Genomic DNA, 19,838 nt, shown 5'->3' with positions numbered 1-19,838 from the left:
GGCTCGCTTGGGGCTCATGCGTCATGAACGACTGCCCGGAGCACCGCGTCGATGACGGTGCCTCCGTGCGGCGCTCGATCAGCGGCCCGCCGGGCACCCTCGCCGTGGCAACCGCACCAGTCTACCCGAGGTCTTTCCGCGCCTTCCGGCAGTCCCCGCCATGCGCTACCGCCCCGCGCGTCGGACCCGGCGACGCCGGGCCGGTCGCACCCCGACCGGCCCGCGCGTGCCCCGGGACGGGCGTCAGCTCAGGCCACCGAAGAGGGTGGTCACCGACCCGTCGTCGAAGACCTCCCGGATCGCCCGCGCCAGCAACGGCGCGATCGACAGCACGGTGAGCTTGTCCAACTGCTTCTCCGCCGGCAGCGGCAGCGTGTTCGTCACCACCACCTCGGTGATCGGGCTGTTCTTCAACCGCTCCGTCGCCGGGTCGGACAGCAGGGCGTGGGTGGAGGCCACCACGATCTCCGCCGCACCGGACTCCTTGAGGATGTCCGCCGCCTTGGTGATCGTCCCACCGGTGTCGATCATGTCGTCGACGATCAGGCAGACCCGGCCCTCGACCTCACCGACCACCCGGTTCGCCACCACCTGGTTGGGCTTCAACGGGTCGCGGGTCTTGTGGATGAACGCCAACGGACAACCACCGAGGCGGTCCGTCCACCGCTCCGCCACCCGTACCCGGCCCGAGTCCGGCGCCACCACCGTCATCGGCCGACCGGCGAACTTGTGCTCCACGTACTCGGCGAGGATGTCCATCGCGAACAGGTGGTCCACCGGGCCGTCGAAGAAGCCCTGGATCTGCGCGGTGTGCAGGTCGACGGTGAGGATGCGGTTCGCCCCCGCCGTCTTGAGCAGGTCGGCCACGAGCCGCGCCGAGATCGGCTCCCGACCGCGGTGCTTCTTGTCCTGCCGGGAGTACGGGTAGAACGGCAGGACCACGGTGATCCGCTTCGCCGAACCCCGCTTCAGCGCATCGATCATGATCAGGGTCTCCATGACCCAGGTGTTGACCCCGTGCGTGACGGACTGCACCACGAAGGCGTCCGAACCACGCACCGAGTCCCGGAACCGTACGAAGATCTCACCGTTGGCGAACTCGTACGCGTCGGAAGGGGTCGGCGCTACACCGAGCACCTCACCGATCTCCTTGGCCAACTCCGGAAAGCCACGTCCGGAAAAGAGCATCAGGCTCTTGCGGTTTTCGGCGACGATGCTGCCCATGGGCCCGTCTGCTCCCGTTGGTCGGTGGTGCCCGGCGGCGGTGGGCCGGGGCTGCTCGGTTGCAGTATGCCCCGACCACGGCGACCCTCACACCGTCTCGGCACCCCCGTGGATTGCCTCACCTTCACTTGCCGACGCCGGCCCACCCGACGCATCCTCACCGGCCGTCCGGGCCTGCTCGGCAGCCCGCGCGGAGACCGTGCCCGGCCGGTTACGCAGCACCCACCCCTCGATGTTGCGCTGCGGCGCCCGGGTCACCCCCAACGCCCCCGGCGGCACGTTCTGACTCAACGCGCTACCCGCCGCCACGTACGCTCCCGCGCCCACCTCGACCGGCGCGATCAGGTTGGTGTCACAGCCGACGAACGCACCGTCACCGACCACCGTGCGGTGCTTGTTCACCCCGTCGTAGTTCACGAAGATCGTCGCCGCGCCGATGTTCGCCTTCGCGCCGATCGTCGCGTCCCCCACGTACGACAGGTGCGGCACCTTCGCGCCCGGCCCGACCTCGGAGTTCTTCACCTCGACGAACGTGCCTACCTTCGCCTTCTCGGCCAGCCGCGCCGCCGGCCGCAGGTAGGCGTACGGGCCGACGCTCGCCCCCGCGCCCACCTCGGCGCCGGTGGCGTGGCTGCGCAGCACGGTCGCCGCCGGGCCCACCACCGTGTCGATCAACGTGACGTCCGGCCCGACCACCGCCTCGGCCCCCACCACCGTGGTCCCCCGCAACTGGGTGTTCTGGTCGAGCACCGCGTCCCGTTCGACGGTGGCGGTCACGTCGATCCAGGTGGTCGCCGGGTCCAGGATCGTCACCCCGGTCCGCATCCACGCCTCGTTGACCCGGTCGCGCAGCAGCCGGCGCAGCCCGGCCAACTCCACCCGGTCGTTGCAGCCCAGGGTCTCGACGTGGTCGGCGGCCACGTGCACCCCCACCGGCTCGCCGGCCGAGACGAGCAGCCCGAAGACGTCGGTGAGGTACTCCTCGCCCTGGTCGTTGTCGGTGGAGAGCTTGCCCAGCGCGGCCCGCAGCCGGGCCAGGTCGAAGGCGTAGATGCCGGCGTTGATCTCCCGTAGCGCCCGCTGGGCGGGGCTCGCGTCACGCTCCTCGACGATCTGCTCCAGCCGGCCGGCGGTGTCCCGCACGATCCGGCCCAGGCCGGTCGGGTCGGGCACCTCGGCGGCGAGGACCGTGGCCGCCGCGCCCTCACCCTCGTGCGCCGCGACCAGCGCGTCCACCGTCTCGGTGCGCAGCAGCGGCACGTCCCCGTTGATCACCACGACGGTGCCGGTGGCCTCCGGCACCGCGTCCAGCGCGATCCGTACGGCGTGCCCGGTGCCGAGCTGCTCGGCCTGGAGCACCGCCGTGGCGTCCGGGGCGACCTCGGCCAGGTGGGCGCGGACCTGCTCGGCCCCGTGCCCGACCACCACCACCGTCCGGTCCGCGCGCAACGGCCCGGCCGCGGCCAGCACGTGACCGAGCAGCGTCCGGCCGAGCAGTGGGTGCAGCACCTTGGGCAGCGCCGACTTCATCCGCTTGCCCTCCCCCGCGGCGAGCACGACGACGGTACGGCGGTGGGGCTGGGACACGGGTGGGCTCCCGTCGGGGAAGGTGACAGTCTCGCCGCCATGCTAACCAGACTGCGGGGACACTTCGCCCCTTACCCCGATCAGGGAGGAGGTGACGGACGGCTCGGCCGCCAGGGTTCGAACCTGAAACACGGGTACCAAAGACCCGGGTGTTGCCAATTACACCACGGCCGAATGTGACGCAAGACAGCTTAGCGCCTCCCCCGGGCGACCCCCACCCCTATGTGATCGCTCCGGTGAGTGCCGCGACGACACCCTCGATCTTCCAGTACAACTCCCGGCTCTTCGGCACGTCGACCACGAGGCAGCCGTGGTAACTCTCGCCGGTGTTGTGCCGCGTCGTCGGCTGATGGCGCTTGAGGGTGGGCCGCCGGAACCGGTCCGGTGGCAGATCCAGGGTTTCGGCCCACCAGCGCTGCGCCGCCGCCGCATCGGCCGACTCGTGGATGCTCACCCGGTAGGTGGGCACGTCCCGTTCGACCCCGCAGGCGGCGAGGAAGCGCAGGAACAGCCGGAGCAGCCCGGCATCGGTGTTGACGAACTGCACGTGGTCGTGACGACGCCAGGGCTTGGACTTGGTGCCCTCGCACCAGTAGAGGGCCGCGCCGAGCAGCAGCACCTCGCGGTCGGCGAGTCGCCCCACCGTCTCCCGCATCCGGCTGTGCACCTCGGCCTGCGCGGCGTCACGTGTCGCGCGGTGCGTCGCCCACCGGTCGTCGTTCATCGCCCTGGCCCGCGCCCGCCGTCGCGCGGCGACCTCCTCGTCCGGGTCGAGGGGGAGGTGGCGTACCCAGAGGTAGGCGGTGGACTTCGCGACGCCCAACCGGGCCGCGATGTCGCCGACCGAGCGGCCCTCGCCGCGCAGTGCCACCGCCGCCGCGCGCAGGTCGTCACGCGCGGCGGGTCGTCGGGTGCGGGCCGGGGGCGCACCGTCGCGCAGCCGGCGCACCTCGGCGGCCGTCGGATCGGTCATGGCCGGCAGGTTAAGACACCCGTATGACACTTGACTCATTCACGTGCGCCACTATTCACTCCACTGTGGCCGGACCGTAGGTTACGGTGACGTAGGCGTATCCGACCGCTGCGAGGTGCCATGTCGACCACCCTGCGGGACGCCGGTGCCGCCGGCCCGAAGCCGCTCACCCAGGGCCCCCAGTCGCGGGGCATCCTGATCGCCCTCTGGGCGTTCGTGGTGGTGCCGTTCCTGGCCCTGCTCGCCGCCGTGCCGGTGGCCTGGGGTGGCTGGCTGCACCCGACCGACGTGCTCGTCGCGGCCCTCTGGTACGTGGTGTCCGGGCTCGGCATCACCGTGGGTTACCACAGGTACTTCACCCACGGCGCGTTCAAGGCCCGCCGCCCGGTCCGGGTGGCCCTGGCGGTCGCCGGGTCGTTCGCGGTGCAGGGCGAGATCATCCAGTGGGTGGCCGACCACCGGCGGCACCACGCCTTCGCCGACCTCGACGGGGACCCGCACTCCCCCTGGCGGTACGGCGAGAGCGTGCGGGGCCTGGCCAAGGGGCTGTTCCACGCGCACCTGGGGTGGTTGTTCGGCCGGGAGCTGTCCAACCGGGAACGGTTCGCGCCGGATCTGCTCGCCGACCCGGACACCCGTCGGGTGGACCGGCTCTCGCCGCTGCTGGTGGCCGTCTCGCTGCTCGGCCCGGCGCTGATGGGCGGGCTGCTGACCTGGTCGTGGTCCGGCGCGCTGAGCGCGTTCTTCTGGGGCGGGCTGGTCCGGATCGCCCTGTTGCACCACGTGACCTGGGCGATCAACTCGGTCTGCCACGTCTACGGTGAGCGTCCGTTCGCGATGCGGCCGGGCGACCGGGCGGCCAACTTCTGGCCGCTGGCCCTGCTGTCGTTCGGGGAGAGCTGGCACAACCTGCACCACGCCGAGCCGACGAGCGCCCGGCACGGGGTGCTGCGTGGGCAGTGGGACCCGTCGGCCCGGGTGATCTGGTTGCTGGAGCGGGCCGGCGCGGTGCACGACGTGCGGTGGCCGAGGCCGGAACGGGTGGCGGCGAAGCGGGTGCGGGAGCCGCTGCCGCGTTGAACCCGGCGGTGCCCCGGGGCGTCACCTGGCAGGATGGCCGGGTGACCGAGACAGACGGGCACGACCGGAGCATTCCACGACAGGGCGTCACCGAGCGCCGGCGAGGTGACGAGATGGGGCAGCCCCCGGCTGGGGAGAACACCGGCACACGACGGGCCGTGCCGGCGGCGGGCGCGAAGCCGGCCGCACGGGTACGGATGTCGGCCGCGCAGCGGCGCGAGCAGTTGATCGCGATCGGCCGGGAGGTGTTCGCCGAGAAGGGCTTCGACGCGACCTCGATCGAGGAGGTGGCGGCACGGGCGCGGGTCTCCAAGCCGGTGATCTACGAGCACTTCGGCGGCAAGGAGGGCCTGTACGCGGTGGTCGTCGACCGGGAGGTGCGGGCCCTGCTGGACCGGATCGCCGCGGCGTTGACCGCCGGTCATCCGCGGGAGTTGCTGGAGCAGGCGGCGCTGGCGCTGCTGGGCTACATCGAGGAGGAGACCAGCGGGTTCCGGGTGCTGGTGCGGGAGTCGCCGTTGATGTCGGCGGCCGGCAACTTCAGCAGCGTGATGAACGACGTGGCGCACCAGGTGGAGCACATCCTGGGTGCCGAGTTCTCCAGCCGGGGTTACGACCCGAAGCTGGCCGAGCTGTACTCCCAGGCGCTGGTGGGGATGGTGGCGTTGACCGGGCGCTGGTGGTTGGAGGTCCGCCAGCCGGGCAAGGAGACGGTGGCGGCGCACCTGGTGAACCTGGCCTGGAACGGGTTGTCGCACCTGGAGGCGGCGCCGGGCCTGATCACCGTGCGTCCGGGCGGCTGAGCGGCGGGTCAGCGGGCCGGGTGGAGCCGGTCGGCGCGTTCCCGGGCTGCGTGCTCGTCGGTGCCGATCTTGTCGTAGAGGCCGGTGGCGAGGAGCAGCAGGCCGAACAGCAGCGAGACGATCACCGTCGACATCGAGAAGTTGAGGATGTTGGCGCGGGTCTGGAGCACGCTCATCATCGCGATGCCGGTGACCATGAAGACCACCCCGGCGGTGAGGTTCATGATGTGCCCGAGGTTGCCGCGCCGGGACGCCCCGATGATCAGGACGACCCCGAAGACGACCGAGACCAGCGAGAACGCCAGGTTGGTACGCAGGCCCAGGGCCCAGTGGCTGCCCCGGGCGAACAGCGGTTCACCCCAGGTCTGTACGACGCCGAACGCGCCGAAGACCAGGATGTAGAGGCCGACGAGGCCGGCGAAGACCCGGTACAGCGGGCGGGCCGGGTGGTTGACCGGAAAGTGCGCCATGGCCCCTCCTGCGCGGACGACGTGTCGGGACGATTGTCTCCCGTCGCGTCGTCCGGCGGGGGCGAAACGCCGGGCACCCGGCCCACCCCGCGGGCCGGGTCAGAGCACCAGGCGGGCCTTCTGCCAGGCTTCCTTCTCATCCTCGGTGCCGACCTTGCCGTACATGCCGACCATCAGCAGGACGAGGCTGAGGGTCATCAGCACGATCACCGTGAGGATGCTGAAGTTGACCACGTTGGCGTCGGTCTGGAGGAAGGCCAGGCCGGCGAGGCTGATCACCATCAGGGTGTAGGCCAGCCACTGGTTGATCGCCACGTCGAGGTTGCGGCCGATCACCGTGCCGACCAGGATGACCACCCCGAACAGCACGGACAGCAGCGAGAACCCGAGGTTGGTGCCCTGGCCGAGGACCTTGGTGTCGTCCTGGGCGAAGAAGTCGTTGCCGGCGCTGGCGATGACGCCGAGCGCGCCGAAGACCACGAGGTAGAGACCGATGAGCCCGCCGATCGCCCGGTAGACCGGCCGCGCGGGGTGGTTGACGGGGGTGTGGGCCATGACTGTGTCTCCAACGCCGTTCGGGTGAGGGTCGCCGACGATTGTCCCGTACGGCGGGGTGTGACGCCGCACACGGGGTCGTCCCTGGTCTACAGGGGCGGGATCTCGTCGGCGAGGGTCAGCCAGGTCTCCTCGGTCCGTTCCCGTTCGGCGCGTACCTCCTTGAGCTGCGCGTCGAGGTCGGCGACCCGGGCGTAGTCGGTGGCGTGCGTGGCGAGCTGGTCGAGGAGGGTGGCCTCCTTCTGGTCGAGCTTGCCGATCTGCCGTTCCAGCCGGGTCAGCTCCTTGCGGGCCTGCCGGGCCTCGGCGGCGGACATGCCTCCCGTGGCCGGGGACTCGGGGCTTTCGGCGGGGGCGGTCGTGGTGCGGGCCGGACCCGGGCCGGCGGCGCGGGCCAGGTACTCGTCGACGCCGCCGGGCAGGTGCACCAGCCGGCCGTCGCCGAACATCCCGTACGCGGCGTCGGTGACCCGTTCGATCAGGTACCGGTCGTGGCTGGCCACGATGATCGTGCCGGGCCAGGAGTCGAGCAGGTCCTCCAGGGCGGCGAGGGTGTCGGTGTCCAGGTCGTTGGTGGGCTCGTCGAAGAGCAGCACGTTGGGTTCACCGGCGAGCAGCCGGAGCATCTGCAGGCGACGGCGTTCCCCACCGGAGAGGTCGCCCACCGGGGTCCAGAGCCGCCGGTCGTCGAAGCCGAACACCTCGGCGAGCTGGGCGGCGGAGATCTCCCGGTCGCCGAGCTGCACCCGGCGGGCGACCTCCTCGACGGCTTCCAGGACGCGCAGGTGGCCGGGGAGTTCGGCGAGTTCCTGGGAGAGGAACGCCGGCTTGACGGTGGACCCGGTGTGGAAGCGGCCGCCGTCGGCGCGGGTGATGCCGGCGAGCAGCCGCAGCAGGGTGGTCTTGCCGGCCCCGTTGCGCCCGAGGATGGCGATCCGGTCGCCGGGGCCGACCTGCCAGGTGGTGTCGTGCAGGATCTCCTTGGGACCGGCGTGCAGCCGGACGTGCTCCAGGTCGTACACCTGCTTGCCGAGCCGGGCGGTCGCCATCCGCTGCAACGACATGGTGTCGCGCGGCGGCGGCACGTCGTCGATGAGCGCGTTGGCCGCGTCGATGCGGAACTTCGGCTTGGAGGTGCGGGCGGGCGGGCCGCGCCGCAGCCAGGCGATCTCCTTGCGGAGCAGGTTCTGCCGGCGGGCCTCGGTGGCGGCGGCGACCCGTTCCCGTTCGGCGCGGGCCAGCGTCCAGGCGGCGAAGCCGCCCTCGTAGGCCCGGACGGTCTGGTCGGCGACCTCCCAGGTGGTGGTGCAGACCGCGTCGAGGAACCACCTGTCGTGGGTGACCACGACGAGCGCGCCCCGGCGGCCGACGAGGTGCCGGGCGAGCCAGTCGACGCCGCCGACGTCGAGGTGGTTGGTGGGCTCGTCGAGGATGAGCAGGTCGGATTCGCGGACCAGCAGGGCGGCCAGCGCCACCCGGCGGCGCTCGCCGCCGGACATCGGGCCGACCGGCTGGTCGAGGCCGAGGTGGGGCATGCCGAGGCCGTCGAGGATGGCGCGTACCCCGGCGTCGCCGGCCCACTCGTGTTCGGCGCCCATCCCCTCGGCGAGCCAGGCGGTGCCGAGCACCACGTCCCGGACGGTGGCCTCGGGGGTCAGGGTGAGGGCCTGCGGCAGCCAGAGCACCCGCAGGTCGCGGCGGTGGGTGACCCGGCCGTCGTCGGGGTCCTCCTGCTTGGTGAGCATCCGCAGCAGGGTGGACTTGCCGGCGCCGTTGAGGCCGACCACGCCGATCCGGTCGGCGTCGTCGAGGCCGAGCGAGACGTCGGTGAGCAGCGGCCCGGCGGCGCCGTACCCCTTGGACACCCGGTCCAGGTTGACGATGTTGGCCACGGTCCCACCTTTCATGATCAAGGCGTCCCGGTGCCGGCGGGCACCTCGGGACGCCTGGGGCAAGGGTACGCGGACATCCGCGCCGCCCCACCCGCCCGTGCCGCAACCGGGGCCGGGCCGCCCCGGACAGCAGGTCGAGGCACGTTGATCACCTCATCGGGGCCGATGGTGCGGGTTCCCGGTCGCCGGATACCGCAACCCCCGCCCACGGGAGTCGATCTCGACCCCGGGATGCTCAGCCGACGCGGGCCCCGGGCACCGGGCCGTGGGCGACCCGGGTCTCCCGGCACACCCCGGCGGCCTGCACCTCGGTGGCGATCCGCTGCGCGTCGGCGGCGTCGCGGGCGAGGAAGACGCAGGTCGGACCGGAGCCGGAGACGATCCCGGCGAGCGCGCCGGCGGCCTCCCCGGCCTTCAACGTGTCGGCCAGGGCCGGGCGCATCGACAGGGCGGCGTCCTGCAGGTCGTTGCCGAGACAGCCGGCGAGCACCCGGGGGTCGCGTTGGCGCAGCGCGCCGAGCAGGCCGTCGGTGCTGCCCAGCGGGGTGCCGGCGGTGCCGGCGGCGCGCAGCCGGTCGAGTTCCCGGTAGGCGGCGGGGGTGGACAGGCCGCCGTCGGCGACGGCCACCACCCAGTGCCAGGAGGTGGGGCGGGCCAGCACCGGGCTGACCGCCTCGCCCCGGCCGGTGCCCAGCGCGGTGCCGCCGTGGATCAGGAACGGCACGTCGGAGCCGAGGTCGGCGGCGATCCCGGCCAGCTCGTCGCGGGACAACCCGGTGCCCCACAGGGCGTCACAGGCGACCAGTGCGGCGGCGGCGTCGGCGCTGCCCCCGGCCAGCCCACCGGCGAGCGGGATCTGCTTGCGCAGGTGCAGCCGGGCGTGCGGCAGCACCCCGGCGTAGCCGGCGAGGGCGTGGGCGGCACGGATGGCCAGGTTGGAGTCGTCCAGGGCCAGTTCGCCGGCGCCCTCGCCCTCCATGGTCAGGGTGAGGGTGTCGCCCCGACGGGCGGTCAACTCGTCGTAGATCGAGATCGCGTGGTAGACGGTGTTCAGCTCGTGGTAGCCGTCCCGACGCAGCGGGCCCACCCCCAGATGCAGGTTGACCTTCGCGGGCACCCGGACCCGCACCGGGCCACTGCTGCCCCGACGCTGGTCGTCATCGTCGTCCGGTCGCCATGCCTCGGTCACCGGGTGACGTCCCACCGGCACGGGCGGATGTCGAACGGCATCTCCACGATCAGCTCCTCGGCGGCGTCGGCGGCCGGCGGCGTACCGGCCGGCAACCAGGTCGTACGCGCAGGTGCGGCGTGTCCCTCGGCGGGCACGGCGTCAGCCTACTGTGCGGTGGCGGCGACGGTCGGAGCCGACGCGGCGATCGCGGCGAACTGCTCCACGGTGAGTGACTCCCCGCGTGCGCCCGGGTCGACCCCGGCGGCGGTGAGCGCCGCGGCGGCCCGGTCGGGGCTGCCCGCCCAGCCCGCCAACGCGGCCCGCAACGTCTTGCGGCGCTGGGCGAACGCGGCGTCGACCACGGCGAAGACCGCCTGTCGGGGCACGTCGTCGCGGGGTGGTTCGCGGCGGGTGAACGCGACCAGTCCGGAGTCGACGTTCGGCACCGGCCAGAACACGTTCGGTGGAACCCGACCGGCGGCGCGGGATCGGGCGTACCAGGCGAGCTTGACCGACGGGATGCCGTACACCTTGGAGCCGGGGCCGGCGACCAGCCGGTCGGCGACCTCCTTCTGCACCATCACCAGGCCGTGCCGCAGGGTGGGCAGCTCAGCGAGCAGGTGCAGCACCACCGGGACGGCGACGTTGTAGGGCAGGTTCGCCACCAGCGCGGTGGGCGGCGGATCGGCCAGGGCGGCGGCGGTGATCCGCAACGCGTCGGCCCGGTGCACGGTGAGCCGGGCGGCGTCCGGGCCGGCGTGGGTGGCGGCGGTCTGCGGCAGCGCGCCGGCCAGCACCGGGTCGATCTCCACCGCGTGCAGGTGTGCGGCGGCCCGCAGCAGGGCCAGGGTGAGCGAGCCGAGGCCGGGGCCGACCTCCAACGCCACGTCGTCTCCGGTGAGCCCGGCGGCGGTGACGATCCGGCGGACGGTGTTCGGGTCGTGCACGAAGTTCTGGCCGAGCTTCTTGGTCGGGTTGACGCCGAGGCGCGCGGCGAGTTCCCGGATCTCCGCCGGGCCGAGCAGGCCGGTCACGCCCCGAAGCGTAGTCGCGGGTCGCGGGTCGGTCACCACGGCCCGAAGACCCGGTCGCCGGTGGCGGAGATGGCGGCGCACAGCTCGTCGAGGTCGGCCCCGGTGGTCTCGGCCAACGACCGGACCGTCAGCGGGATCAGGTACGACGCGTTGGGCCGGCCCCGGTGCGGCATCGGGGTCAGGTAGGGCGCGTCGGTCTCGACGAGGATCTGGTCGATCGGGGTGAGCGCGGCGGCCTCGCGCAAAGCGGTGGCGCTGCCGAAGGTGACCGTGCCGGCGAAGCTGAGCAGGTGGCCCCGGCGGACGCACTCGCGGGCGAAGTCGGCGTCGCCGGAGAAGCAGTGCAGCACCACCGTGTCCGGGGCACCCTCGTCGTCGAGGATGCGCAGCACGTCGGCGTGGGCGTCGCGGTCGTGGATGACCAGGGCCTTGCCGTACCGCTTGGCGATGGCGATGTGGGCCCGGAAGCTCTCCTCCTGGGCGGCCCGGCCGTCGTCGCCGGTGCGGAAGAAGTCCATCCCGGTCTCGCCGACGCCCCGGACCCGGTCGCGGACGGCCAGCTTCTCGATCTCGCGCAGCGCGGCGTCCAGGTCGGCCAGCCGGGGTGCCTCGTTGGGGTGCAGCGCCACGGTGGCGAGCACCGCCGGGTGCCGGTCGGCGACGTCGGCGCCCCAGCGGGACGAGTCGACGTCCACGCCGACCTGCACGAGCCGGTCCACGCCGACGGCGGCGGCCACCTCGATCGCGGCGGCCACCGGGTCGGCGGCGTCGCCCCCGCCGGGCACGCCGGCCTCGCTGACGGTGATGTCGAGGTGGGTGTGGCTGTCCAGCACGGGGCGGGGCAGCGGCGGCGGGGCGGGCGGGAACTCGCCGGCCCGGCGGGCGGCACGCTGCTTGCGGGATTCGGTCCGTTCGGTCATCGCGGCCAGCATCACACACCGGAGGCGACCGGGGGCACCGACCCGTGCGGGGTGGGGTGTTCCCGGGCGGCCACCGGACGTTCACCGGGGTGGAACCTGGCCGGCCTAGTCTCGCCCGGATGAGCGTCACCGATCGGGCCAGCGGCGCGGCCTCCGGGCGGACCGCGTTGCGTGTGACGTACGGCGGGGTGGTCCACCCGGCGGAGGAGCTGGCCCGGGGCGCGGCCTACGAACTGTTCAGCGCCGAGGCGGCACCCGGTTTCGAGTGGGCGCCCCGGCCGGGTGTCAGCTGGCCCTGGCGGCGGTTCGTGCACGTGACCGAGGTCACCGAGGTGAGCGGGGGCGGCCCGCCGGTCGAGGAGCCGGAGGCGGCGCTGCTGATGCCGGTGCACCGCGACCGGGGCTGGTCGTACGTGCACCAGCTCAGCCAGCAGCCGACGGCGGCCGGCGATCCGACGCTGGCCGCGGTGCGCGCCTCGGCGGTGCTGCGGCGCGGCACCCGGATGGTCAAGGTGCTCTCCGCCCGGCAGCTCGCCGGGTACGTGCGGGGGTGGCTGCCGCACGGGTTCTGCTACCGCGAGCACGACGTGGCGCACCTGCGCACGCCGGCCGCGCTGGCGGTGCTGCGCGGCGACGGCACCGGTGGCGACGGCACCGAGGTCGGGTACGCGCTGCGCTGGCGGGCCGCCGACCCGGGCGACTACGACGTGCCGGTCGGCGGGGCGCACCGGGGCCTGCTGGAGCTGCCGCCCCGGGACCGGCTGGGCCCCCCGGTGCTGGGTACGGGGTTCGTGCCGAGTTCGGCGCAGTTGATCCCGGAGTTCGTCACCCGGGACTTCGCCGACCTGCCGATGCCCGCCAACGCCAGCCTGCTGGCGTACACCCCGGACGGGGCCGAGGTGGTGCTCTACAGCTACCAGGCGGAGCAGCGGGGCTGGTTGCGGATGGTGGGCCCGCAGTGGCGGCACCTGCTGGCGGCGGTGCCGGGGCTCTCACCCGACCAGGAGTACGTGCCGACCGGTGAGGTGCCGCGGTCGACGCAGCTGGTCGGCGGGTTGGCCGGCGGCGAGTACGAGGCGGTGGCGGACCTGCCGGGCGGGTTCCGGGTGCTGGCGATGACCCGGGCGGCCCGCTATCCGGTGGAGTCGGTCGGCCGGCGGCTGCGGCACGCCCGGTGGCGGGGCGTGGCGTGCCTGGTGCTCCGGGAGGAGGCGGGCTGGCTGCGGTTGCGCCTGCGGCAGCCCGATCCGGACGGGGTACACGACACCGGGGCACAGTGCCACGAACGGGGCGTGTACGAGACGTGGGCGCCGGTCGCCGAGGTGACCGACGACCGGGTGGTGGACCTGCCGTACGCGCTGTGAAGGCATGACGGTGGCCGGCCGGGGAAAGCGCGACGGGTCCGACACCGACGGATCAGGAGAAGAGCATGCCCTTCATCACCGTGGGTACGGAGAACTCCGCCCCGATCGACCTGTACTACGAGGATCACGGGCAGGGTCAGCCGATCGTGCTGATCCACGGCTTCCCGTTCAACGGGGCGACCTGGGAGAAGATGTCGGGTCCGCTGCTCGCGGCCGGGTACCGGGTGATCACCTACGACCGGCGGGGCTTCGGCAGCTCGGCCCAGCCGACCATGGGCTACGACTACGACACCTTCTCAGCCGACCTCGACGTGCTGATGACCGAGTTGGACCTGCGTAACGCGATCCTGGTGGGCCACTCGATGGGCACCGGCGAGGTGACCCGCTACCTCGGCACGTACGGGTCCGGCCGGGTGGACCGGGCGGTGCTGATGGCGCCGCTGGCGCCGTACCTGTTGCAGACGGCTGACAACCCGGAGGGCGTCGAGAAGAGCCTCTTCGACGGGTTCCAGCAGGCGATCCTCGCGGACCGGTTCGCCTACCTGACCCAGTTCTGCGACGCGTTCTTCAACTACAGCGAGAACCGGGGCCGGTGGGTCAGCGAGGAGGCGTACCGGGCGCACTGGCAGATCGGCGCGCAGGCGTCGGCGAAGGGCACCCACGACTCGGTGGAGGCCTGGCAGACCGACTTCCGGGGCGACGTGCCGAACATGGACGTCCCGGTGCTGATCATCCAGGGCGACAAGGACAACGTGCTGCCGTTTGCGAAGACGGGTCAGCGGTTGGCGTCGATGCTGCCCAACGGCACGCTGGTCACCCTGAAGGGGGCGCCGCACGGTATCCCGTGGACGCACCCGACCGAGGTGAACCGGGCGCTGATGGAGTTCATCGGCGCGCCGGCGATGGCCCGCGCCTGACGTACCGCGCACTGCGGCCCCGGGGGGTTCCCCCGGGGCCGCCCGCGTCGGGTCAGCTCTCCAGCCTGGCGAGTTCCTCGTCGACGATCGACGGGTCGAGCTTGCGGAAGACCGGCTTCGGCGCGGCGAGCGGCCGGCCGGCCGGCAACGGTACGGACTCCCAGCGCGCGCCGACGGTGTAGTCCCCGGTGAGCACCGGGTAACCGGGCCCACCGTCGAGGTCGTCGACCTCCTGCAGGACCGGCATCGGGGCGTGCACGCCGGTGCCGCCGAGCAGTTCGTGGATCTTTTGCGCCGAGTGCGGCAGGAACGGCGTGAGCAGCGTGTTGGCGTCGCTGACCACCTGGAGGGCGACGTGCAGGATGGTGCCCATCCGGGGCTTGTCCGCCTCGGTCTTGAGCTTCCACGGGGCCTGCTCGGACAGGTAGCGGTTGGCCTCGGCGACGACCTTCATGGCCTCGCCGATGGCCTGCTTCTGCCGGTGCCGGGCGATCAGGTCGCCCACCGTGGCGAAACCGGCGCGGGCCACCGCGAGCAGCGCCTCGTCGGCTTCGGTGAGCCCGGCCGGGTCGACCGGGGGGATCGCGCCGAAGTTCTTCGCCGCCATGGAGACCGACCGGTTGACCAGGTTGCCCCAGCCGGCGACGAGTTCGTCGTTGTTGCGGCGGAGGAACTCGGCCCAGGTGAAGTCGGTGTCGTTGCTCTCCGGGCCGGCGACGGCGATGAAGTAGCGCAGCGCGTCGGCGTCGTAGCGTTCCAGGAAGTCGCGGACGTAGATGACCACCTTGCGGGAGGAGGAGAACTTGCGTCCCTCCATGGTCAGGTACTCGCTGGAGACGACCTCGGTGGGCAGGTTGAGTCGGCCGAGGTCGCCGGGCTGACCGTCGCGGCTGCCCGCCCCGGAGTAGCCGCCGAGCAGCGCCGGCCAGATCACCGAGTGGAAGACGATGTTGTCCTTGCCCATGAAGTAGTAGCCCGGGGAGTCCTTGCCCTCCCCGTCGGCCGACCACCACTTCCGCCACGCGTCCGGGTCGCCGGTGCGCCGGGCCCACTCGATGGACGCGGAGAGGTAGCCGATCACCGCGTCGAACCAGACGTAGATCCGCTTGTCGCCGCGCTCCTGCCAGCCCTCCAGCGGAATCGGCACGCCCCATTCGAGGTCCCGGGTGATGGCCCGGGGCTGGAGGTCGTCGAGCAGGTTGCGGGAGAAGCGCAGCACGTTGGGCCGCCAGCCCTCCCGGGTGTCCAGCCACTGGCGCAGCGCGTCGGCGAGGGCGGGCAGGTCGAGGAAGAAGTGCTCGGTCTCGACGAACTCCGGCGTCTCGCCGTTGATCTTGGACTTGGGGTTGATCAGGTCGATCGGGTCGAGCTGGTTGCCGCAGTTGTCGCACTGGTCGCCACGGGCGCTGTCGTAGCCGCAGATCGGGCAGGTGCCCTCGATGTAGCGGTCGGGCAGGGTCCGCCCGGTGGACGGGGAGATCGCCCCGGTGGTGACCTTCGGGACGATGTAGCCGTTGCGGTACAGCCCGGTGAACAGCTCCTGCACCACCGCGTAGTGGTTGCGGGTGGTGGTGCGGGTGAACAGGTCGTACGACAGGCCCAGCGCCAGCAGGTCCTCGGCGATCACCCGGTTGTACCGGTCGGCCAGCTCGCGCGGGGTGACCCCCTCGGCGTCGGCCTGCACCTGGATCGGGGTGCCGTGCTCGTCGGTGCCCGAGACCATGAGCACGTCGTGACCGGCCATCCGCATGTACCGGGCGAAGACGTCGGAGGGTACGCCGAAGCCGGACACGTGGCCGATGTGGCGCGGACCGTTGGCGTAGGGCCAGGCGACCGCGGCGAGAACGTGACTCATGACCAGCAAGCCTAGTGACCCGGGTCGGCGGCCGGCGAACCAATAGGGTCACCGCGCCACGCCGACGTCGAATCGCCGTTGCCGGGAATTGCCCACCGACACGCGGAGTCAGCTCACGGACACCGAACGCCACCCGGTGTCCAATGGCTGACGTGACGGGCAGACGATCGGGGCACGACGAGTCGACGGCGGGCACCCGGCGACCACGCCCCGGCCCCGGGGACGCTCCGCCGGCACGCGGCTCGGCCGTCGCGCCGCAGCCACGCCCCGGTCCCGGCCCGGACGACGCGGCCGTGGAGGTCGAGCCGACGACGGGCGCGCCGGTCGACGCGGTGCCCCGGCGGGTGCCGGTCCGCCAGCCACGGGCCCTCCGGCGGGCCGGGGAGAAGCCTGACGACGACGGGTTCTTCTGGGCGCCGATCGAACAGGTGCACTGGGACGGCACCCCGCTGCGCAAGGAACCGAAGCAGCGGCTGCGGACCCCGCGCCGACGTCGCCCCGCCCGTACCCCCGCCCCGCCGGACCCGATCCGGGGGCTCGCCGTGCTGCTGGCGTTGAGCCTGGTCGCGGCGTTCTTCGCCTGGGTGAGCGCGGGGCCGCTCTGGCTGGCCGTCGGGCATTCCACGGCGGGGACGGCGGTGGTCACCGACTGCTCGGGCGGTGGGCTGACCCAGCGCTGCCGGGGCATCTTCACCGCCGACGCCGACCGGTTCCGCACCCACGGGGTACGGGTCAGCGGGGTGCCGGCCGAACGCACCGCCGCCGGCTCGACCCTGCCGGCGCGGGTGACCGGACCGGACGCGGACACCGCGTACGCCGACACCGGGGTGGGCCGGCACCTGCGCTGGCTGCTCGGCCTGCTGGCGGTGGCCGGCTGCGCGGCGGGGATCGTCAGGTGGACCGGGGCGACCCGGCTGGCCGACCCCCGGCAGCGTCGCTGGGCGACCGGCGGCGGCTACGCCGGGCCGGTGCTGATCACCCTGGGTTTCCTGGTCGCCGCCTGGTGAGCGCCGGCCCGGCCTACCGGTGCACGACGGCGTAGACGTCCCGGCGACGCAGCCCGTACCCGGTGGCGACGTCGCTGATCGCGTCCCGGCGGGACATCCCGGTGGCCTCCCGCTCGGCCACCTGGGCCCGCAGGGTGTCGTCGTCGGGGCGTTCGGCGGGGGTCTGCGGCGCTCCGGCGACGACGAGGGTGATCTCGCCGCGCGGTTCCTCCTGCGCGGCCCAGTCGGCCAGCTCGCCCAGCGGCCGGCGGACGACCTCCTCGTAGGTCTTGGTCAGTTCCCGGCACAGCGCGGCCGGCCGGTCCGCGCCGAACGTGGCGGCCAGGTCGGTCAGCGCGGCGGCGATCCGGTGCGGGGCCTCGAAGAACACGAGGGTGCGGGGTTCGGTGGCGAGGGCGCGCAGCCGGGCCCGCCGGCCGCCGGGTGAGCGGGGCAGGAAACCCTCGAAGCAGAACCGGTCACAGGGCAGCCCGGACAGGGCCAGGGCGGTGGTGACGGCGCTCGGGCCGGGGGCCGCGGTGACCGGCACCCCGGCGTCGAGGGCGGCGGTGACCAGCCGGTAGCCGGGGTCGGAGACGCTGGGCATGCCGCCGTCGGTGACCAGGGCGACCAGGTAACCCTCCCGGAGCACGTCGACCAGTTCCGGGGTACGCCGCTCCTCGTTGCCCTCGAAGTAGGAGACGATCCGCCCCTCGACGGTGACGTCGAGGTCGCGGGCGAGCCGGGCGAGCCGGCGGGTGTCCTCGGCGGCGACCACGTCGGCGGTGGCGAGGACGTCGCGCAGCCGGGCGGACGCGTCGGCGGGGTTGCCCAGCGGCGCGCCGAGCAGAATCAGGCGCCCAATCTCGGACATTTCACCCACGTGGCGCGCTCCTTCATCGATACTCGTACCAATCTCGGGGACGACGGGCGCCACCGGGCACCTTCGCAGCCTACGATCGCCGGGTGACGAGTGCGTCGACAGCACAGAGTGCGAGCGCGGACCGGACCGACCCGGAGGCACCCCCTCCCGAGGCCGGAGGGGGCGGCGTGCCGGCGATCGTCAGGCGACGACTCGCCACCGTCGAGTCCCGGCTCGACGTGAACTCGTGGATCGCCACCGCCGTCGTGGTGACGATCGCCGCCGTCCTGCGGCTGCTCGGGCTCAGCAGCCCCAAGGGCAAGATCTTCGACGAGATCTACTACGCCCGTGACGGCTACGGCCTGATCGACAAGGGCGTCGAGTGGAACTACAAGGACAACGGCCCGTCGTACGTGGTCCACCCGCCGCTGGGCAAGTGGCTGATCGGGCTCGGCGAGTGGGCCTTCGGCTACCAGGACGCGGAGACCAACATCTCCGTGCCGGGCCACCTGATGACCACCGCCCCGGAGTTCGGCTGGCGGATCGCCTCGGCGGTGGCCGGCATCCTCACGGTGCTGATGATCACCCGCATCGCCCGCCGGTTGTTCCGTTCCACCACGCTCGGCTGCGCCGCCGGCCTGCTGCTCGCCCTGGACGGCTTCCACCTGGTGCTCTCCCGCACCGCGCTGCTCGACATCTTCCTGCCGCTGTTCATCCTGGCCGCCTTCGGCGCGCTGGTGCTCGACCGGGACGCCCGCCGACGGCGCTGGGCCCGCGCGCTCGACGCCGGCCTCGACCCGACCGCAGCCGGCCGGGCCGGTCGCCCCGCCGGCGGCTGGCGGAACTGGCCCTGGTGGCGGCTGCTCGCCGGGGCGCTGCTCGGGTGCGCGTGCGCGGTGAAGTGGAGCGCGATCTGGTTCGTGCCGGCCTTCGGGCTGCTGGTCCTGCTCTGGGAGGTCGGCCTGCGCCGGTCGGTCGGGGTCCGCCGGCCGTGGCGCGACACGCTCCTGGACGAGCTGCCCTGGCTGGTGCTCGCCGGGGTGCTGGTGATCGGCACCTACCTGGCCACCTGGTCGGGGTGGCTGCTCTCCGACGAGGGTTACTACCGGATCGCGTCCCGGTACCCGAACGTGCCGGGGCTCAGCGACACCCCCGTCATCGGCGCGCTGACCAACCTGTTCCAGTACCACAAGGCGGCGTTCGAGTTCCACACCGGCCTGGAGACCGCGCACAAGTACCAGTCGTGGCCCTGGCAGTGGCTGCTGCTCGGCCGGCCGGTGGCGTTCCACTGGTCCGGCGACGGCGCGTGTGGCGCACCCACCTGCGCGTCGGAGATCCTGCTGCTGGGCACGCCGCTGCTCTGGTGGTCGTTCCTGCCGGCCCTGGCCGCCACGCTCTGGCTCGGCATCGCGCGCCGCGACTGGCGGGCCGGGGCGTTCCTGGTGGCCGTGGCCGCCGGCCTGCTGCCCTGGTTCTGGTACGCCCTCGACGGCCGGACGATGTTCTCCTTCTACGCCGCCCCGGCGCTGCCGTTCCTGGTGCTGAGCGTGGTGTACGTGCTCGGCGCGATCGCCACCCCCGCCGTCGGAGAGCGCGCCGCCCCGGCCGGTCGGGTCGGCACCGCACCGGACGATGCGGCGCGCGACGGCACGGGACCGGACGGCGGCACACCGGACACCGGCGAGCCCGCCGAGCCGAAGGCCACCGTGGTCGTCGCGGAGGCTGACGCGGCGGCGGCGGAACAGCTCGCCGACCGGCGACTGGTCGGCGGGGTCATCGTCGGCGCGTACGTGCTGCTGGTGGCGCTCTGTTTCGCCTACTTCTACCCGATCTTCGTGGGCAACATCCTGCCCTACGACGACTGGTCCGCCCGGATGTGGCTGGACGGCCGCTGGATCTGACCGCCCCCGCACCCGCCGCCCGCCCCACCGCCCTGCCGCCGCCCGGATCCCGAACCCCGGCGGCGGGAGCCGGTGGGGCGGACGTCGTTGAGGGCACCCCGCCCGTCGATGCTCCCCAGTGGAGGCGACGCGGGTTGCCGGCATGACCCGGGGCCGGGTGGAGGGAGCAGGAGCGACGCCGGCAGGGGCGCGTAGGGGGCCACGCTGACGGGGCGGAGGCGTGGGCGGTGGGGATCGACGACGC

The 19,838-nt window shown here is 73.0% G+C and carries 18 protein-coding genes and 1 tRNA gene; 6 read left to right on the top strand and 13 right to left on the bottom strand.

The window, feature by feature from the left end:
- Positions 1 to 243: 243 nt before the first annotated feature.
- From ACN268_RS25690 to ACN268_RS25675, 4 genes are all read right to left on the bottom strand, one after another.
- Positions 244 to 1,224: a ribose-phosphate diphosphokinase gene (locus ACN268_RS25690; RefSeq protein ID WP_363657353.1), complete on the bottom strand. Its 981-nt coding sequence runs from the start codon at positions 1,222 to 1,224 to the stop codon at positions 244 to 246.
- 87 nt (positions 1,225 to 1,311) lie between these two features.
- Positions 1,312 to 2,811 carry a bifunctional UDP-N-acetylglucosamine diphosphorylase/glucosamine-1-phosphate N-acetyltransferase GlmU gene (gene glmU, locus ACN268_RS25685; protein ID WP_421485428.1) on the bottom strand — a complete coding sequence of 500 codons (1,500 nt, stop codon included), beginning with the start codon at positions 2,809 to 2,811 and terminating at the stop codon, positions 1,312 to 1,314.
- Between the two features lie 102 nt (positions 2,812 to 2,913).
- Positions 2,914 to 2,985, bottom strand: a tRNA-Gln gene (locus ACN268_RS25680).
- Positions 2,986 to 3,031: 46 nt separating this feature from the next.
- Positions 3,032 to 3,784: a helix-turn-helix domain-containing protein gene (locus ACN268_RS25675; RefSeq protein ID WP_421485427.1), complete on the bottom strand. Its 753-nt coding sequence runs from the start codon at positions 3,782 to 3,784 to the stop codon at positions 3,032 to 3,034.
- Between the two features lie 120 nt (positions 3,785 to 3,904).
- On the opposite strand from ACN268_RS25675, the gene ACN268_RS25670 reads away from it, so the two are divergent.
- Both ACN268_RS25670 and ACN268_RS25665 read left to right on the top strand, forming a co-directional pair.
- Positions 3,905 to 4,864, top strand: coding sequence for an acyl-CoA desaturase (locus tag ACN268_RS25670; protein ID WP_421485425.1), 960 nt, complete (start codon positions 3,905 to 3,907; stop codon positions 4,862 to 4,864).
- Between the two features lie 113 nt (positions 4,865 to 4,977).
- The gene (locus ACN268_RS25665) at positions 4,978 to 5,667 is read left to right on the top strand and encodes a TetR family transcriptional regulator (protein ID WP_421486990.1); all 690 of its coding nucleotides are present in this window, start codon (positions 4,978 to 4,980) and stop codon (positions 5,665 to 5,667) included.
- 8 nt (positions 5,668 to 5,675) lie between these two features.
- Here the strand turns inward: ACN268_RS25665 and ACN268_RS25660 are convergent, their stop codons facing one another.
- The 7 genes from ACN268_RS25660 to ACN268_RS25630 form a co-directional block, all read right to left on the bottom strand.
- A complete protein-coding gene (locus tag ACN268_RS25660; protein WP_421485423.1) occupies positions 5,676 to 6,137 on the bottom strand; it encodes a DUF4383 domain-containing protein in 462 nt (153 codons plus the stop codon).
- A gap of 99 nt (positions 6,138 to 6,236) precedes the next feature.
- Positions 6,237 to 6,692, bottom strand: a complete 456-nt coding sequence (locus tag ACN268_RS25655) for a DUF4383 domain-containing protein (RefSeq protein WP_421485421.1) — start codon at positions 6,690 to 6,692, stop codon at positions 6,237 to 6,239.
- A gap of 89 nt (positions 6,693 to 6,781) precedes the next feature.
- On the bottom strand, positions 6,782 to 8,584 hold the full coding sequence (locus ACN268_RS25650) for an ABC-F family ATP-binding cassette domain-containing protein (RefSeq protein ID WP_421485419.1): 1,803 nt from the start codon (positions 8,582 to 8,584) through the stop codon (positions 6,782 to 6,784).
- 235 nt (positions 8,585 to 8,819) lie between these two features.
- Positions 8,820 to 9,773: a 4-(cytidine 5'-diphospho)-2-C-methyl-D-erythritol kinase gene (locus ACN268_RS25645; RefSeq protein WP_420118364.1), complete on the bottom strand. Its 954-nt coding sequence runs from the start codon at positions 9,771 to 9,773 to the stop codon at positions 8,820 to 8,822.
- Complete coding sequence (locus ACN268_RS25640; protein ID WP_158224271.1) at positions 9,770 to 9,910, bottom strand: hypothetical protein; 141 nt, start codon at positions 9,908 to 9,910, stop codon at positions 9,770 to 9,772. Before ACN268_RS25640 ends, ACN268_RS25645 begins: the two co-directional genes overlap by 4 nt.
- 9 nt (positions 9,911 to 9,919) lie before the next feature.
- Complete coding sequence (gene rsmA, locus ACN268_RS25635) at positions 9,920 to 10,789, bottom strand: 16S rRNA (adenine(1518)-N(6)/adenine(1519)-N(6))-dimethyltransferase RsmA (protein WP_421485418.1); 870 nt, start codon at positions 10,787 to 10,789, stop codon at positions 9,920 to 9,922.
- A gap of 32 nt (positions 10,790 to 10,821) precedes the next feature.
- Positions 10,822 to 11,721, bottom strand: a complete 900-nt coding sequence (locus ACN268_RS25630) for a TatD family hydrolase (protein ID WP_421485416.1) — start codon at positions 11,719 to 11,721, stop codon at positions 10,822 to 10,824.
- A gap of 107 nt (positions 11,722 to 11,828) precedes the next feature.
- On the opposite strand from ACN268_RS25630, the gene ACN268_RS25625 reads away from it, so the two are divergent.
- Positions 11,829 to 13,073, top strand: coding sequence for a hypothetical protein (locus ACN268_RS25625; RefSeq protein WP_421485414.1), 1,245 nt, complete (start codon positions 11,829 to 11,831; stop codon positions 13,071 to 13,073).
- Between the two features lie 65 nt (positions 13,074 to 13,138).
- Complete coding sequence (locus ACN268_RS25620) at positions 13,139 to 13,990, top strand: alpha/beta fold hydrolase (RefSeq protein WP_421485413.1); 852 nt, start codon at positions 13,139 to 13,141, stop codon at positions 13,988 to 13,990.
- Between the two features lie 52 nt (positions 13,991 to 14,042).
- Here ACN268_RS25620 and metG read toward each other — a convergent pair whose 3' ends face one another.
- Positions 14,043 to 15,845 (bottom strand): methionine--tRNA ligase, encoded by a 1,803-nt coding sequence (gene metG, locus ACN268_RS25615; RefSeq protein WP_421485411.1) that lies wholly within the window; start codon positions 15,843 to 15,845, stop codon positions 14,043 to 14,045.
- 143 nt (positions 15,846 to 15,988) lie between these two features.
- Here metG and ACN268_RS25610 point away from each other — a divergent pair, with 143 nt between their 5' ends.
- A complete protein-coding gene (locus ACN268_RS25610; RefSeq protein ID WP_421485410.1) occupies positions 15,989 to 16,852 on the top strand; it encodes a hypothetical protein in 864 nt (287 codons plus the stop codon).
- A gap of 13 nt (positions 16,853 to 16,865) precedes the next feature.
- Here the strand turns inward: ACN268_RS25610 and rsmI are convergent, their stop codons facing one another.
- Positions 16,866 to 17,705, bottom strand: a complete 840-nt coding sequence (gene rsmI, locus ACN268_RS25605; RefSeq protein ID WP_421485408.1) for a 16S rRNA (cytidine(1402)-2'-O)-methyltransferase — start codon at positions 17,703 to 17,705, stop codon at positions 16,866 to 16,868.
- Positions 17,706 to 17,797: 92 nt separating this feature from the next.
- Here rsmI and ACN268_RS25600 point away from each other — a divergent pair, with 92 nt between their 5' ends.
- Complete coding sequence (locus tag ACN268_RS25600; RefSeq protein ID WP_421485407.1) at positions 17,798 to 19,594, top strand: dolichyl-phosphate-mannose--protein mannosyltransferase; 1,797 nt, start codon at positions 17,798 to 17,800, stop codon at positions 19,592 to 19,594.
- Positions 19,595 to 19,838: the final 244 nt, after the last annotated feature.

It is taken from the genome of Micromonospora sp. WMMD735, from assembly GCF_049178995.1.
Taxonomy (GTDB): domain Bacteria; phylum Actinomycetota; class Actinomycetes; order Mycobacteriales; family Micromonosporaceae; genus Micromonospora; species Micromonospora wenchangensis.
The sequence above is the reverse complement of the archived record's forward strand: the minus strand, read 5'-3'. Positions and strand labels throughout refer to the sequence as shown.

Bases quoted from the DNA above. Each gene is read 5' to 3' on its own strand.
- ACN268_RS25655 (WP_421485421.1), bottom strand. From the start codon at position 6,692: ATGGCCCACACCCCCGTCAACCACCCCGCGCGGCCGGTCTACCGGGCG.
- ACN268_RS25630 (WP_421485416.1), bottom strand. From the start codon at position 11,721: ATGCTGGCCGCGATGACCGAACGGACCGAATCCCGCAAGCAGCGTGCC.
- ACN268_RS25670 (WP_421485425.1), top strand. From the start codon at position 3,905: ATGTCGACCACCCTGCGGGACGCCGGTGCCGCCGGCCCGAAGCCGCTC.
- ACN268_RS25660 (WP_421485423.1), bottom strand. From the start codon at position 6,137: ATGGCGCACTTTCCGGTCAACCACCCGGCCCGCCCGCTGTACCGGGTC.
- ACN268_RS25690 (WP_363657353.1), bottom strand. From the start codon at position 1,224: ATGGGCAGCATCGTCGCCGAAAACCGCAAGAGCCTGATGCTCTTTTCC.
- ACN268_RS25675 (WP_421485427.1), bottom strand. From the start codon at position 3,784: ATGACCGATCCGACGGCCGCCGAGGTGCGCCGGCTGCGCGACGGTGCG.
- metG (WP_421485411.1), bottom strand. From the start codon at position 15,845: ATGAGTCACGTTCTCGCCGCGGTCGCCTGGCCCTACGCCAACGGTCCG.
- ACN268_RS25610 (WP_421485410.1), top strand. From the start codon at position 15,989: ATGGCTGACGTGACGGGCAGACGATCGGGGCACGACGAGTCGACGGCG.
- ACN268_RS25665 (WP_421486990.1), top strand. From the start codon at position 4,978: ATGGGGCAGCCCCCGGCTGGGGAGAACACCGGCACACGACGGGCCGTG.
- ACN268_RS25625 (WP_421485414.1), top strand. From the start codon at position 11,829: ATGAGCGTCACCGATCGGGCCAGCGGCGCGGCCTCCGGGCGGACCGCG.
- rsmI (WP_421485408.1), bottom strand. From the start codon at position 17,705: ATGTCCGAGATTGGGCGCCTGATTCTGCTCGGCGCGCCGCTGGGCAAC.
- ACN268_RS25620 (WP_421485413.1), top strand. From the start codon at position 13,139: ATGCCCTTCATCACCGTGGGTACGGAGAACTCCGCCCCGATCGACCTG.